The 13,324-nt window shown below is 58.4% G+C and carries 13 protein-coding genes and 1 pseudogene; 7 read left to right on the top strand and 7 right to left on the bottom strand.

Annotated features, from left to right (window positions below; genetic code table 11):
• Positions 1 to 464: 464 nt before the first annotated feature.
• The 3 genes from KL786_RS28585 to KL786_RS28575 form a co-directional block, all read right to left on the bottom strand.
• The gene (locus tag KL786_RS28585) at positions 465 to 3,662 is read right to left on the bottom strand and encodes a type I restriction endonuclease subunit R (RefSeq protein WP_215519745.1); all 3,198 of its coding nucleotides are present in this window, start codon (positions 3,660 to 3,662) and stop codon (positions 465 to 467) included.
• Positions 3,663 to 3,788: 126 nt separating this feature from the next.
• Entirely contained in the window at positions 3,789 to 4,958 is a 1,170-nt protein-coding gene (locus KL786_RS28580; RefSeq protein WP_215519744.1) for a restriction endonuclease subunit S, read from the bottom strand.
• Positions 4,955 to 6,574 carry a class I SAM-dependent DNA methyltransferase gene (locus KL786_RS28575; protein WP_215519743.1) on the bottom strand — a complete coding sequence of 540 codons (1,620 nt, stop codon included), beginning with the start codon at positions 6,572 to 6,574 and terminating at the stop codon, positions 4,955 to 4,957. Before KL786_RS28575 ends, KL786_RS28580 begins: the two co-directional genes overlap by 4 nt.
• A gap of 219 nt (positions 6,575 to 6,793) precedes the next feature.
• Between KL786_RS28575 and KL786_RS28570 the strand changes: the two are divergent.
• Positions 6,794 to 7,102 (top strand): annotated as a pseudogene (locus KL786_RS28570) (IS66 family transposase); the annotation flags it as partial.
• A gap of 211 nt (positions 7,103 to 7,313) precedes the next feature.
• A complete protein-coding gene (locus KL786_RS28565; protein ID WP_065942518.1) occupies positions 7,314 to 8,369 on the top strand; it encodes an NAD(P)/FAD-dependent oxidoreductase in 1,056 nt (351 codons plus the stop codon).
• Here KL786_RS28565 and KL786_RS28560 read toward each other — a convergent pair.
• Positions 8,366 to 8,599: a cytoplasmic protein gene (locus tag KL786_RS28560; protein WP_215519742.1), complete on the bottom strand. Its 234-nt coding sequence runs from the start codon at positions 8,597 to 8,599 to the stop codon at positions 8,366 to 8,368. The genes KL786_RS28565 and KL786_RS28560 overlap by 4 nt on opposite strands.
• Positions 8,600 to 8,681: 82 nt before the next feature.
• On the bottom strand, positions 8,682 to 8,912 hold the full coding sequence (locus KL786_RS28555) for a thioredoxin family protein (protein WP_215519741.1): 231 nt from the start codon (positions 8,910 to 8,912) through the stop codon (positions 8,682 to 8,684).
• A 115-nt stretch (positions 8,913 to 9,027) separates the two neighbouring features.
• Between KL786_RS28555 and KL786_RS28550 the strand changes: the two genes are divergently transcribed.
• From KL786_RS28550 to KL786_RS28535, 4 genes are all read left to right on the top strand, one after another.
• Positions 9,028 to 9,597: a MarR family winged helix-turn-helix transcriptional regulator gene (locus KL786_RS28550; protein ID WP_215519740.1), complete on the top strand. Its 570-nt coding sequence runs from the start codon at positions 9,028 to 9,030 to the stop codon at positions 9,595 to 9,597.
• A complete protein-coding gene (locus tag KL786_RS28545; protein ID WP_032859391.1) occupies positions 9,594 to 10,280 on the top strand; it encodes an MOSC domain-containing protein in 687 nt (228 codons plus the stop codon). The genes KL786_RS28550 and KL786_RS28545 overlap by 4 nt, the downstream gene beginning before the upstream one ends.
• 55 nt (positions 10,281 to 10,335) lie before the next feature.
• The gene (locus KL786_RS28540) at positions 10,336 to 10,503 is read left to right on the top strand and encodes a DUF2986 domain-containing protein (protein ID WP_065942521.1); all 168 of its coding nucleotides are present in this window, start codon (positions 10,336 to 10,338) and stop codon (positions 10,501 to 10,503) included.
• Positions 10,504 to 10,572: 69 nt separating this feature from the next.
• Positions 10,573 to 11,199 (top strand): glutathione S-transferase family protein, encoded by a 627-nt coding sequence (locus KL786_RS28535; protein ID WP_215519739.1) that lies wholly within the window; start codon positions 10,573 to 10,575, stop codon positions 11,197 to 11,199.
• Positions 11,200 to 11,476: 277 nt separating this feature from the next.
• On the opposite strand, the gene KL786_RS28530 is transcribed toward KL786_RS28535, so the two are convergent.
• Both KL786_RS28530 and KL786_RS28525 read right to left on the bottom strand, forming a co-directional pair.
• Positions 11,477 to 11,776, bottom strand: coding sequence for a DUF3144 domain-containing protein (locus tag KL786_RS28530; RefSeq protein WP_057438578.1), 300 nt, complete (start codon positions 11,774 to 11,776; stop codon positions 11,477 to 11,479).
• A gap of 54 nt (positions 11,777 to 11,830) precedes the next feature.
• The gene (locus KL786_RS28525; RefSeq protein WP_286675776.1) at positions 11,831 to 12,526 is read right to left on the bottom strand and encodes a tRNA (adenine(22)-N(1))-methyltransferase; all 696 of its coding nucleotides are present in this window, start codon (positions 12,524 to 12,526) and stop codon (positions 11,831 to 11,833) included.
• Between the two features lie 240 nt (positions 12,527 to 12,766).
• On the opposite strand from KL786_RS28525, the gene soxR reads away from it, so the two are divergent.
• Positions 12,767 to 13,261, top strand: a complete 495-nt coding sequence (gene soxR, locus KL786_RS28520; protein WP_215519737.1) for a redox-sensitive transcriptional activator SoxR — start codon at positions 12,767 to 12,769, stop codon at positions 13,259 to 13,261.
• The last annotated feature ends 63 nt before the right edge of the window (positions 13,262 to 13,324 follow it).

Here is a 13,324-nt window from a genome sequence, read left to right as displayed (position 1 = left end):
CTGACAGTCACGACCTCAAATCCGGTAACTGTCAGATGAAGTCTGAGTTTCTACATATAAAGATCATCGCGCGCAAATTGAGGCTAGCGATAGCTGTGGCTGCTTTTTTTGCTCAAATGTGTTTTTGCCCACAGAAATTAAAGTGTGGATCGACTTGGATAACACAGCTTTGTGTCCTAAATTCGGCATTGATTCCGTCATCGGCTCGGCATCAAACGTACCTGTAAATCCGGAGGTTCTCTTAAAAATGAACGAGCACTGGTTCTGAACGAATCAGCCGTCTGATGACATCTGTTCTTCCCGCCACCTACTGCCCCGGCTACGAACGCTACTGTTAATTGTCTGCGCTTCGAAAGCGATACCCTGCGGGCTGCTCGCACAATGGAGCCGCGGTAGAGACAGTGGTTACACCCTGCACCGATCCGCACGTGCAGCATTACTCAATGCCTCCTAACTATAATTATCTAATGCGTAGAGGCGTAGACGCCCGAATCTCGCTCCGGATAGCTCTCATACACATGCTCAAAAACAGCTGAGCACTTCAGGTTATAGAGTTCAGGCGTATAGGCGCGAGGTAGGCCGAGGTCCAGTGTGTCTTCGATGGCTAGCTTTAGTTGCGAGCGTGCTGTGCATTTCTGTCGCCAGTTAATGACGAGCAACTCCTTGAGGCGGGCCAGCAGTTCACGGGCGGCTTTTTTGACCGCGATGCGCTCTTCCCAGCTGAGGTCTGGGGCAGGTCGAGTGAGGATGTCGAAGATGACCAGCTCTTCCTCAGTCACGTTCTCGCGGACATGCCGCTCTTGCTCATGATTCAAGTTATTACTTAGGTCTAACAGCTCCTGATAAAGCTCTTCAATACTGCGACTGCCAGCGTTGTAGCTCTCAATCAGCGCTTCAAATTTCTCGGCAAAGTCGGCACGAGTACGGTTCAGCTGAATCATTCTTTCAAGCTTGGCGCGAATCGCCGCCTTGAGTTGCTCAAGGTCGGTGTTCTTGTGCTTGGCTTCTTTGAAGCGCTTGGCCAATGCTTCGAAGTTGATCTTTGATAGATCCAGCGCTGGTGGCCCTTCCTCGCGGATGGCATGCCCGGTGATGGAGTCATCCAGCAAACTGTTGATGTTATTAATTACCAGTGAAATGTCAGGCGGGTTTGGGCTCAGACTGGTCCGGATACATTCAGCCAGCGTCGATATGCAGGCAACACGACTGGCAAACTCCAGCGCAGACGGATCAGGTTTGACAGCCTGGTAAAGCGTGCTGACCAGCCTTTCATGCGCAAAAAAGTCACGGCGCAGTGAGTCAGGTGAGATCAGTTCGTTCATTGCGTCAGCGATGCACTGCAAGCGCTCTAAGCCACCAACGGGTGTTGCCTCGATTTCATCCAATATCACGCCATGAGCGGCGCAGAATGTGGTCGCTTCAGCCACGGTCTTACGCAAGTCTTCAACCAGCTGCTGCTTATCTTTTACCGGCTTCTTGCCGTTCTTACCTGCGCCATAGATGGCCAGCGCCTTTTCCAGGGAGGCGAAGACGTTGGCGTAATCGACGATGACACCGCTGTGTTTACCAGGGAAAACACGGTTGGCACGCGCAATAGTCTGCATCAACGAATGGTTACGCATCGGTTTGTCGAGGTAGATCGTCGAGCAGCTTGGTGCGTCGAAGCCGGTCAGCCACATGGCGCAAACAAAGGCGATGCGCAGCGGGTCTTCGGTGTCCTTGAACTTCTCATCCAATCCCGGATTCGACTCGTACATCCTTTTGCGATGTGGCTCGATATCCAACCCAAGGCTCTGCATTTGCTGAATTTCGTTTTGCCCTGGTGAAACAATCAGCGCCATGTCGGTGCTGGTCAGCACCTCTAGACGCTGTTTCAGTTCCGCTGCGCGCACATCGCGTCTTGCCTGGTCTGGGGTCATTCCGCCGCTATGTGCTTGGTATGCGAGTTCACCCAGTTCTTTTCGAACCTGCGCGGTTTCAGCAGCCCAGTGCTGCTTGACCTTGTCGTACATGCGCAGCGCAGTAGCTTTATCGATGCACACCACCATCGCCTTACCAACGAAGCCACGACCCAGGAAGTGCCGCACGATGTCGGCCGCCACAGTGTCCAGTCGATCATCGCGGGTGATCAGATGATATTGCCGGCCCAGCTCGCGCTCCAGCTTGGCTTCTTGGTCTGGGTCGAGTTCGGCATCTTCGATCAGTTGATAGATGTCCTCGTTCAAGTCCGGGTTAATAAGCTGCAATTCTGGCGTGCGGTTCTCGTAGAACAACGGCACGGTGGCACCGTCTTCGATGGACTGCTGAAAGTCATAGATAGAAACGTAGTCGCCGAAGATTTCTTTGGTGCGCTCTTCACCTGCAATCAGCGGCGTGCCGGTAAAGGCCAGGAACATCGCCTTAGGCAATGCCGCACGCATGTTCAGCGCCAGCGTGTCATATTGGCTGCGGTGCGCCTCGTCGGTGAGTACGATCACGTCAGAGCGATCACAGAGCAGTTCCGGCGTCTGAAACTTATGCACCAGGGTGAACACGTAGCGGTGATTGCCACGCAGCAATTCGCGCAAATGAGCGCCGCTGGCGGCATGGCATTCATCACCTTCGGCCTCACTTACCGCGCCGGTAGATTTGAAGGTTTTGGCAATTTGTTCGTCCAATTCAACCCGGTCGGTAACGACCACGAAGGTCCAGTTGCCGACCAGCTTTCGCAGCACCTTCTGGGCGAAGAACACCATTGAAAAACTCTTGCCACTGCCCTGGGTCTGCCAGAATACCCCGCCGCGCCCATGGCCCAGCTTGCGCGCTTCCAGCATCGAGGCGATGGCATTGTTCACGCCGAGAAATTGGTGGTTCTGCCCAATGATTTTGACCAGCCCGGCCTTGTGTTCGGAAAACAGCGTGAAGTTCTCGACCAGGTCCAGCAGGCGACTAGGGTCGCATGTCCCCCGCAGCATCACTTCCAGCGACACCCGGCGCGGCTCATCTTCGTGTTCGATACGCTTCCATCTAACCCAGCGCTCCCAGTCGGCAGTCAGCGAGCCGATCAAGCTGTCTGTGCCGTTGGAGGCAATCATAAATGCGTTAAACCAGAACAGCCCAGGAATCTGCTGTTTGTAGTGCGTCAGGTTCTCGTCGAATGCTGCGCGTGCAGGTACGCCGGGCTTCTTCAATTCGATCACCACCCAGGGTAATCCATTGACGAAGCCAACTAAGTCGGGGCGGCAGGTATAGAGCGCACCAGTCACGCTGAATTGGCTGACCAGCAGAAAGTCGTTGTTCTGCGGCTGCTCCCAGTCCACTACACGCAAGCGCTCAATCTTCTGGCCGCCGTGTTCATGGTCAGGCACGGACACCGTGATGCCTTCCTTGAGCAGTTGATAGGTCTCGCGATTGGCGGCTTCTGCAAGCATGGCGGAGCGGTCGCGGGCCAGTTCGTCAATGGCGGCGGAGATGGCTTCAGCGGGCAGCGTTGGATTGAGCTTGCACAGTGCGGCGCGCAGGCGGACGGCCAGAAAAACCTCACTCTTGGTTTCGCGTCCCAGCGTGCCGCTGGCGCCGAAGGTTTCTTCCATCGCCGACAGCGTCTGCCAGCCGAGATCAGCAAACAATCCGATGGCAGGTTGCTCGACGAGCTGATCTTCACTGTAGGCGTAAGCGCTCATTTCTCGGTCGTCCTTGAGGTCAATCTAGCCAGAGGGCTTGTGCGGTAGCAGTGGGGCGTGGGGGTGAGAGGTTTTTTTCATGACAATAACGGCACGCGCGCCAACTTGCTCAGGTTCTTTTCATGCTCATGCAATGGCCTCAATATCGATCTGCCCGGAGAGCAGGCGCGGCAGCAGCAGGTCGCGGGTGCGGCGGAGGTTTTGGCTCTGGCGCTGGAGCGTAGCCGTTTGACGTTCGAACGAGCCTGCCACTTCGCCAAACACTTCAAGCAAAGCAGTGGGCGGCATTAGAACCTCAACCTGCTTTAATACCGTCTGAGTTACTAGTGGTTGGGCGGCCCCCCCAGCATATCGACTCAATTCGGCCTCGGCGAGAAGTGAGTACAGAAACTCAGCATTTACCTCCTTAGATGCGGGGTATGCGACAAGCGTGTTATCAGATGCCCAGAACTTGCTTCTACAATAGACAACGGCTCCACAATAGGCGCCGACGCGCCCAATAACGACGCCATTTTCATGCCGAGACTCGTCACTTCCGCCGATGATCCCGTTCGATCCGTAAACAGGATAGAGCCCTTCACCACCCGGCTTGATCGCTTTGCCAGTGCCAAAGCGCACAACGTCGCCCAACTTCTTCACCTTCCACCCCTGCGGGATTTCGCCGAGTGGGGAGGCGATGCGTGGAATGCTCTCGTGGCCGGAGAAGCGGAAGTGGACGAACCATTCGCGGTAGAGGGCGCGGGCCATCGTTTCCAGAATCTTGATACGCCGCTGGCTGTTCTCAATGAGTTCGTCGTAGGCAGACAGAATGCCTGCGATGCGTTGCTGGACAGGGAGTGAGGGTACTAGGAAGTTAAAAGACAACAGCTTGTCCACGCTCAGATTGTCTTGAGTAGTGCCGCGCGACACGTTCTGCATCTGAAGCTTGAGGATCTCCATGTAGTACTTGATGAAGCGCACGTCTGCTTTAGCTGGGTCTGCGACAAAGCCCACAACGCTGTCAGGGAAGCATCCTTCGATGCTCAGAATCGCACTCTCTGCAATGTTCGCTGCAATCGTTATGCAAAGGGTTCCCGGTTTCCATAGCTTGCTCTGCGCTAGTCCGTCTTCGCTGTAAGTCTGTGAGTAATCAGTGAGATAAAAATTTGCTGCTTTTATGTCGCCTGTCTGAAAGAAAGGATACGGGCCGCCATACAGATGGGCTGCGTTACGTGGGCGGTGTCTCGACTTCCCACGGCCAACAGAACCTAATTCATCAAGCTTCATTGGTACCCATTCAGCCGTCACCATGCTCATGCTCCGAGCATCCCCGCCACATTCGTAGCAATGGTCTGCTCCAACTCCCGCGCTTGGACATTCAACGACTCCAGCTCTTCGTTCAAGGTTTCGAGCTGCTCCTTGAAGTCCTCGTCGCTCACGTCCTCGCCAGGCGCGACGCCGACGTAACGGCCGGCATTGAGCGACCAGCCCTGGGCTTCGATCTCTTGCAGCGTGGTGGCCTTGCACAGGCCCAGCACATCGACATAGGCCGGTTGCTCGCCGAACACTTCCTTGAGCTTGGCTTCAGCCTCCGCGCCGCCAAGAGTGAGGTCCAGCGCTTCGCCGCGATACAGGCGCACAAGGTTAGCGATAAAGCCAATCTGGGCGGCCGTCCAGTCGCGGTGGGCGCGGTCGATTTGGCGGTAAATATGGCGGGCGTCGATAAACAGCACTGTATCGGCACGCGGGGTATTGGCTTTGCCCTTGTCGAGGAACCACAGAGTCACCGGCAGGGTGACGGTGTAGAACATATTGGTGCCAACGGCGACCATTACATCAACAGCACGCGCTTCAATCAGTTTTTGTCGCATCTCCTGCTCGGAGGAACGCGCATCGGAAGCCGAGTTGGCCATGACGAAGCCGGCGCGGCCCTGTGCATTTAGCGACGAGTAGAAAAGCTGAATCCACAGGTAGTTTCCGTTGTCACTGCGCGGCAGGCCGAAGGGGAAGCGGCGACTAGGACCAACCATGTCGGTCAGGCGCTCTTTGTCTACGGCATTGACATTGAACGGCGGATTGGCCAGTACGAAGTCGAACTGGCCGACGGCATTGTGCGGGTCGTCATAGTAACTGTTGACGTTACCGCCGTGGCTTATCTGGCCTTCCAGCCCGTGCACTGCCAAGTTGAGGCGGCACAGTCGGCCAGTTTCATCGGTTTTTTCGACGCCGCAGATGGAGAGTTCTGCGGCAGGGTTTTTCTGATGTTCGGCCACAAAGCGCGCCGACTGTACGAACATACCGCCCGACCCGCAGGCGGGGTCAAGAATACGGCCGTGAAAGGGTTCAATCACTTCGGTGAGCAGGCGCACGATGCTGCTAGGGGTGTAGAACTCGCCACCACCTTGGCCCTCGCTCATGGCGAAGGCACCGAGGAAGTATTCGTAAATGCGGCCAAAGGCGTCGTAGTCGAGGGTGGCCGGTATCTCGGAAACCTTCTTCAGCAGCTCCTTGAGCAAGGTGCTGGTGAACAAGTTGTAGGTCTTGGGCAGCACGCCAGCGAGCTTGGGGTTGTGCTTCTCGATCTCGCGCATGGCAGCGTTGACTGCACCGCCGATGTCGGATGCCTCGGGAAGGGTTAGCAGGTGATCGAAGCGCGCTTCCTGACTTAGGTACAGCGTGCTTTCTGCATGGTAGGCCTCTGGCACATCTACCCGGTTACCCCTGCGCGCTGAAGCACCTTCGGCTTCAAGCTTGGTTCGCAGCAAGGCAAAGCGCACCTCTGCAAATCGCAGGAAGATCAAACCAAGGATGGGGCCGGAGTATTCCTGTGCCTTCAAACCAGAGTTGGCGCGGAACTGGTCAGCGGCATCCCATAGGCGTTTTTCAAGCGAGTTGGCGGTGGCGTCTCTTTCGGACGGGGCGATCCATTGCATGGTCACTCTTTCTCAATCTGGTGCAGCGTGTTGATTGGTGCTCGGGGCTTGCTGGGGCTGAACGTGATTGTCCTAATTTAGGACGTTCAGTTCATATCGCCCCGTGCGATTGCTTGCCCGAGTTTGCGAGGCTTAGACGCCATCGTGATGTGTGGCGCATTATCCGCTAAATTCAGGAAAGCAGGTTAGCTCTTCGACACGCGTGCTTCCTATTGCGATGAACCGCACGCCACCAACAAGAGCATGCTCACCGGGCAGGCCCTGCGCTACATCCAGTTGCTTTACGAAACCAAAAGTGAAGTCCGCGACCTGGAACCAGATTTACGCCGTCAGATACGGCAAGAAAAGGCTGTGCCTGTGATGGATACGCTGCATGCCTGGATGATTGCCCAGCGCGATCTCTTGTCCGAAGGTTCAGCTGCCAGCAGAGCACTGGATTACAGCCTGAAACGCTGGTCAGCGCTGTCGCGCTACCTCGATGATGGGGCCGTACCCATAGACAGCAATTTGGCTGAGAATCAGATCCGAGGTCTCTGCTTCATCTGCAACACTCCTTCTGCTTTCACAGAATTTAGTTGTGTTGCATCGACCGGTTGAATCCACAGTCGAAAACGGCCACTCACGAATGACTGCTTATGGCCGAAAGTAGCCGTCATACTTGCTCTCCCCCAGATACTGACGAGAGTACCAGCCAGCCCCCACTGTCGTACCCTCCCCAGTCGACAAACCAGAGGTTGCTATGGAAAACAGCCCAAACAACAAAATCACCGTCATCGGCGCCGGTATCGTCGGCGCGTCCCTGGCCTATCACCTGGCAACCAAGGGCGCACAGGTCACCCTGATCGAGGCTCAAGATATCGCCTGCGGCGTAACCGCAACCTCATTCGCCTGGATCAACACCACCTATCCGGCCCCCGACCCGATCGCGCAATTACGGGGTGCAGCCATCCAGGAATACCACCGCCTCGAAGCCCAACTCCCTGGCCTGCAGATCCGTTGGACTGGTGCCCTGACTTACGGCGCAGCACCTGTGCCTTCAGCCAACCGCATATCCCGTTCGCAGATTCTCGACCTTGAGCCCAATCTCAAGCATCCCCCCGAACAAGCAAGCCATGCCGCTGAAGAGGGCGCCTTGGACGCCGTGGCCGCTACCCACGCGTTGGTCAAAGGTGCCCAGGCCCACGGGGCCAAGGTGCTCACCCAGACTCGGGTGCTGGGCTTTGCCACCCAGGGTGATCAAGTAACCGGCGTCGAAACGGCAAGGGGTTTTATCGCGGCCGATACGGTCGTGCTGGCCGCCGGTACAGGCACTGCCAAGCTAGCGCAGATGCTTGGCGCCGCGCTCCCAATCAACGCCTCCCCGGCGATTTTCATCCGCTACAAGACCCACCCCAACCTCGTACAGACCCTGATCTCCAGCCCTGAAATGGAAGTTCGACACGGTGCGGGCGGTACATTGCTGGCGGCAGAGGATTACCTGGACGACACCCCGGAAAACCAGCCAATGGCGATTGCGCTGCGCACGGCTGAGGCTATCCAGAATGAACTCCACGGCGTGGTCAGCATTGAGCCTGAACTGGCGTGCGTCGGGCTCAGGCCTATGCCAGCCGATGGTATTCCCATCATCGGTTACCTGCCTCAGGTCGGCGGTGTGTACGTGTGCGCCATGCACCCTGGCGTGATGCTGGCGGCGGTGGTGGGACGTCTTGCCAGTGAGGAGATCATCGACGGCAAGGCGCCCTCTGGGTTTGGCCCATGCCGGCCGGATCGATTTGTCCGTGGCCTTGCCACCTAGGGCAAGACGGCCTTCTTGAAGATCGGTTCGCTGTGCAGCACCCGAACCCCTTCCGGGCCGCTTTCAAGCAGCCGGCGCTCGCCATCGGCGACCTGGAACTCAATGTCGTAACCGGCATCCGCCAGGCAGCGCGCGATGTCCTTCACGGCGTCAAGCGCCCAGGGGGTGGCGGATTCGAAATGCCCTGCCAGCCGGTTGTTGCGGCTAACCATCAGTCGGTATCTATTCATCCTGTTCTCTCTATGTCAGCTCGATATGACTTAGCGTCGAGCGGGGTAATCGTAGTTCTGCTGGCCAGCAGTGAAAGTTGCCTTACTTCAGATCGTCAATGGAGGCACCAAAATTCAGGTGCAGCACCTGGCCGTCGTGAACAAACGCCGGGACCGACTTGACCCCGACCTGTTCGGCTTCGGCGATGCGCTGGGGTTGTTCGCCAAGGTGGACGACCTCGACCTTGAGTGCCGGGTCCAGCAGGTTGAGCAGGGTCTGTTCGGCAGAAACACAGACAGAGCAGCCGGCATGGTAGAAGCGTGCAGTGGACATTTTGAGTCTCCTTCATTCAATTAGTATCGAATCGATACCTAAACAAGAATTGCGCGCATCCTGGCGTTTGTCAATATAGTATTTAGTCGATACTATGTGTCGACAGGAGCGACTTATGTCCGACACCACCCTTTTTGATCTGCTTGAAAGGCTCGCCAGCCTCAGCCGCATCTGGTTCCGCCAGCACCCGCTGCTGGCCGAATTACAACCTATCCAGTTGAGCGCGCTGATGTACCTGGCACGCTGCAACCGCTACTCCAATACGCCGTTGGGCGTGACGGACTACCTGGGCCTGACCAAAGGCACGGTGTCGCAGTCGCTCAAGGCGCTGGAAGCCAAGGGGCTGATCGTCAAGACTCAGGATGCGCACGACAAGCGCAGCGTTCACCTGCAGTTGACGGACACCGCGCGCAGCCTGCTCGACGCGTTGTTGCCACCGCACTTCCTCGCCGCAGGTGAGGCGCGGATGGGCGTGCGCGGCCTGCAGCTGGAGACGCTGCTGGGCGAGTTGCTGCGCGAAGTGCAGCGCAGCGCGGATGTGCCCAGTTTCGGTCTGTGCAGCACCTGTCGCTTCCATCAGCAGGTCGATGACCTGCCGTTTTGCGGCCTGACCCAGGAGCCCCTGGCGCTGAGCGATGCCGCATTGATCTGTCGTGAACATCAAACACCGGAGGTCCCTGCATGAGCCTGCCCACTATTTGCCTCGACACCCTGCTCACCGGCCGCGCGCAGCCTTTCACCCGCCCAGGCACCCAAAGCGCCATCGACAAACAGCCACGACACGGCCAACTGAAGGTCGCAACCCTGGGCCTTCACGGCGACGAACAGGGCGACTTGCGCGTGCATGGTGGGGTGGAAAAAGCCATTCACCACTACCCGCTTGAGCACTACGCCCGCTGGGCCGACGAATTGGGCGCTCATCCCTTGCTGATGCAGCCGGGGGCCTTTGGCGAGAACTTCAGTACCACCGGCTGGAGCGAGCATGACGTGTGCCTGGGCGATCGCATTCAGGCGGGGACGGCCTTGCTTGAGGTGTCCCAGGGACGCATGCCGTGCTGGAAGCTCAGCGACCGCTTCGCCGTGGCCAACCTGGCCTTGCGCGTGCAGCAGTCGGGCCGCACCGGCTGGTACTACCGGGTGCTGGAGGAAGGCGTGGTGAGCGCGGGCGATCGCCTGCAACTGGTCGAACGGCCCTTTGCCGACTGGTCACTGGCACGCTTGTCCGCCGTGCTGTTCGACAAGCGAGTGGAGACCGAGCTGTTGCGCGAATGCCTGGCGCTGCCGTTGGTGCCATCATGGCGGCGTACGCTGGAACGGCGCCTGGAAAAAGGCATGACCGAGGACTGGGGGCCGCGCCTGCAAGGCTGAGCGCCCCCCTATAGGAGCTGATATCATCCCCGCATCAACGCGCTGAGTAGAAAGCATGAACCGTCGTAAGAAACTCAATCAGATTTTGAAAAAAAACGCCCAAAAGGCCAATGCCAAACTGGCCCCCAAAAGCAAAGACAAGTACATCAGCAAGGCCGATCGTTTGAAGCTGGAAGCACAACCCGCGCCGGACGCAACGATTTCCCCTGACACGCCCAACTGATTCAGGGCACTCTACGCCGGCGCAGCAGTCTGCTATCAGACACCCCACTCTCGCCCGGCGGAGCTTCCCATGATGATTGTTCACCACCTCAACAACTCACGTTCGCAGCGCATCCTCTGGCTGCTCGAAGAACTCGCCCTGCCCTACGAGCTCAAGTGCTACCAGCGCGACCCAAAGACCAACCTCGCGCCACCGGAACTCAAGGCGATCAACGCGCTGGGCAAATCGCCGGTGCTTGAAGATGGCCCGCGCGTGGTGATCGAGTCCGGTGCCATTGTCGACTACCTGATCCGTCGCCATGGCCAGGGCCGCCTGCAACCAGACCCGGCCACCGCTGCCTACGACACTTATGTGCAATGGCTGCACTTCGCCGAAGGCTCGGCGATGCTGCCGCTGATGCTCAACCTGTACGTCGGCCGCCTGGGTGAAGCCGGCGCGCCGTTGCATCCACGGATCGAGTCGGAACTGGCCAACTACCTGGGTTACCTGGATAACGCCCTAGCGCAGTCGCCCTACCTGCTGGGCGACGAGCTGAGCGGCGCAGATATCCAGATGAGCTTTATTGGTGAAATCGCCAAGGCCCAGGGCAAGCTGCAGGCGTATCCGAACCTGGCGGCATGGGTGCGGCGGTTCCAGGACCGCCCGGCGTATCGCAAGGCGCTGGAACAGGGCGGGGAATATGCATTTGCCAAGTAAATCGCCGGGCGTTTGACTCCATACGCAGCGCCCTGAAACGTCCTCGCGCGGACCGGCCGGGTATCGAGGCGATGCGCCTGTCGGTGGGGCCGCAGATTCCTACGGTGCATTTGCGCGGTAACCAGCTGGTGGCGGAGTTTCTCGACAGTCTGTCCGTATCAGGTATCGGTGCGATCGAGCGCTAGTGAGGCTGCACTGGCGGCGGCATTGCCAGCATTGATGTGGCCTGACCTACCGCTATCGCAGCCTCGCCGGGGCTCGACAGCTCCTACAGGGATCACTGCGGTTTCGGGGCTGTCATGTACTGGCTGAAGTTGTTGATGTGATCATCAAGATTATCTTCCAGCATCATCCGGTACTGCTCACAGAAGTACTTCAACATCGCTTCGCGCGCCTCGGCCATTTCGGCGCCGGACTTGAAGTTGCGCGCACTCGCCCAGGCATTGAAACGGGTGGTGCCGAACATCATCGAAGCACTGACCTGGCCGAGGTTTTCGAGGGTTTTCAGTTGTTCGTTCGACAGCTCGATGTGCGCATCCGCGCGGTCGTAGAAGGCTTGGTCTGTAGCGTCTGGCATGCGGGGCACCTGGGTTGGAGGATGGCGTATTGGAGCATTTCTGAGAGAGGTGATCTACACCAGCAGCGCCGTGATCCAGCGTACCTCCTGCGCCAACTCCTGCACCTTCTGCTCGGGCAGCGCCTGTCGCGCCTCGGCCAGTTGGCCCAGGGTCCGTTGCTTGTAGCGCAGCAGGCGCTGCCACTTGGCCAGGAAGGCCGGGCTGCGGGCCTGCATCTGCAAGGGACCGAAGTACAGTTGTTCGGCGCTGTAGCTCACCGGTGTACCGCGCTCGGCGACAATGATTTCGTAGTCGAAGCGGTTTTCCCGCAGCAGTTCCTCACAGAGGATGCGGTAACCGTTGTCCATCAGCCACAGGCGCAGCGGTTGTTCGCCGCCGTTGGGTTGCAGGATCAGGCGCTCCCGGCCGCTGAGGTACGCCTTGCCGCTGTCGAGAATATCGCGGATGGTCTCACCGCCCATGCCGCAGATGCTGACTGCGTCGATCCGGTCTGCCGGCTCGATTGCCGCCAGGCCATCGGCCAGGCGCACGTGAATGTGCAGTTCATGGCCGTTGTCGTGCACGGTGCGTTGGGCGGCGCGGAACGGTGTCACGGCCACCTCGCCGGCGACCGCCGCAACAATCGCGCCACGGTTCATCAACGCCACCGGCAAGTAGGCGTGATCCGAGCCGATGTCGGCCAGGCGCGCACCGGTCGGTACTTGCGCCGCCACGCGTTCGAGACGCATGGACAATGTGTGTGGGTTCAACTGCTGTTCCTTTTCACGGCACCACTGACATGGGTACCGGCGGCGCATGATGCGCGGTGATCGGCGCAGGGTAAAGCACTAAACCCAACGCACATTGAGCATCACAAACCCCAGCAGCACCCAGACCACCAGCACCACGTGGGTCAGTTGCAGGCCCTCCTGAGTGGTCGGCAAAGAAAGCGGTTGCAGCAAAGATCGGGCGGGACTATAAAACCTCAACTTAACCTGAGGGTAACTCCCATGGCAGCAGAAAAGAACCCCGACGGTGTGCGCTCGCTCACCATCGGCGAGGTTGCCAGGCGCAGCGGCGTACCGATCTCCACCCTGCACTTCTACGAGTCCAAGGGTTTGATCGCCAGCACGCGCAACGCCGGCAACCAACGGCGCTTCCCGTCGCTGGTACTGCGCAGCATTGCGATCATCAAGGTGGCGCAACGTACCGGGATCCCACTGGAAGAAATCAAGCGCGCCATGAGCCGCTATCCACCGAACAGCAAACTGACCGCCGCACAATGGGGGGAAATGTCCTCGGCCTGGCGCGACAACCTCAACGAACGCATCAGAACCCTGGAAGCCTTGCGCGACAGCCTGGACAACTGCATTGGTTGCGGCTGCCTGTCGCTTAGCGACTGCCCGTTGCGCAACCCCGGCGATACCTTGAGCCAGGAAGGACCGGGTCCGAGGATCCTCGAACGCGCCGCTACCGCATCTCAAATGCAATCTTCCAATCCCTGAAGATCAAGGTGGGAGCTGTCGAGCTTTAGCGAGGCTGCGATGGCGGCGGCACAGGCAGCGAAG

Source organism: Pseudomonas sp. TAE6080 (assembly GCF_018732265.1).
GTDB lineage: Bacteria > Pseudomonadota > Gammaproteobacteria > Pseudomonadales > Pseudomonadaceae > Aquipseudomonas > Aquipseudomonas brenneri.
The sequence above is the reverse complement of the archived record's forward strand: the minus strand, read 5'-3'. Positions and strand labels throughout refer to the sequence as shown.

Coding starts and splice junctions, on each gene's coding strand:
- KL786_RS28585 (WP_215519745.1), bottom strand. CDS start 3,662: ATGAGCGCTTACGCCTACAGTGAAGATCAGCTCGTCGAGCAACCTGCC.
- KL786_RS28580 (WP_215519744.1), bottom strand. CDS start 4,958: ATGAGCATGGTGACGGCTGAATGGGTACCAATGAAGCTTGATGAATTA.
- KL786_RS28575 (WP_215519743.1), bottom strand. CDS start 6,574: ATGCAATGGATCGCCCCGTCCGAAAGAGACGCCACCGCCAACTCGCTT.
- KL786_RS28565 (WP_065942518.1), top strand. CDS start 7,314: ATGGAAAACAGCCCAAACAACAAAATCACCGTCATCGGCGCCGGTATC.
- KL786_RS28560 (WP_215519742.1), bottom strand. CDS start 8,599: ATGAATAGATACCGACTGATGGTTAGCCGCAACAACCGGCTGGCAGGG.
- KL786_RS28555 (WP_215519741.1), bottom strand. CDS start 8,912: ATGTCCACTGCACGCTTCTACCATGCCGGCTGCTCTGTCTGTGTTTCT.
- KL786_RS28550 (WP_215519740.1), top strand. CDS start 9,028: ATGTCCGACACCACCCTTTTTGATCTGCTTGAAAGGCTCGCCAGCCTC.
- KL786_RS28545 (WP_032859391.1), top strand. CDS start 9,594: ATGAGCCTGCCCACTATTTGCCTCGACACCCTGCTCACCGGCCGCGCG.
- KL786_RS28540 (WP_065942521.1), top strand. CDS start 10,336: ATGAACCGTCGTAAGAAACTCAATCAGATTTTGAAAAAAAACGCCCAA.
- KL786_RS28535 (WP_215519739.1), top strand. CDS start 10,573: ATGATGATTGTTCACCACCTCAACAACTCACGTTCGCAGCGCATCCTC.
- KL786_RS28530 (WP_057438578.1), bottom strand. CDS start 11,776: ATGCCAGACGCTACAGACCAAGCCTTCTACGACCGCGCGGATGCGCAC.
- soxR (WP_215519737.1), top strand. CDS start 12,767: ATGGCAGCAGAAAAGAACCCCGACGGTGTGCGCTCGCTCACCATCGGC.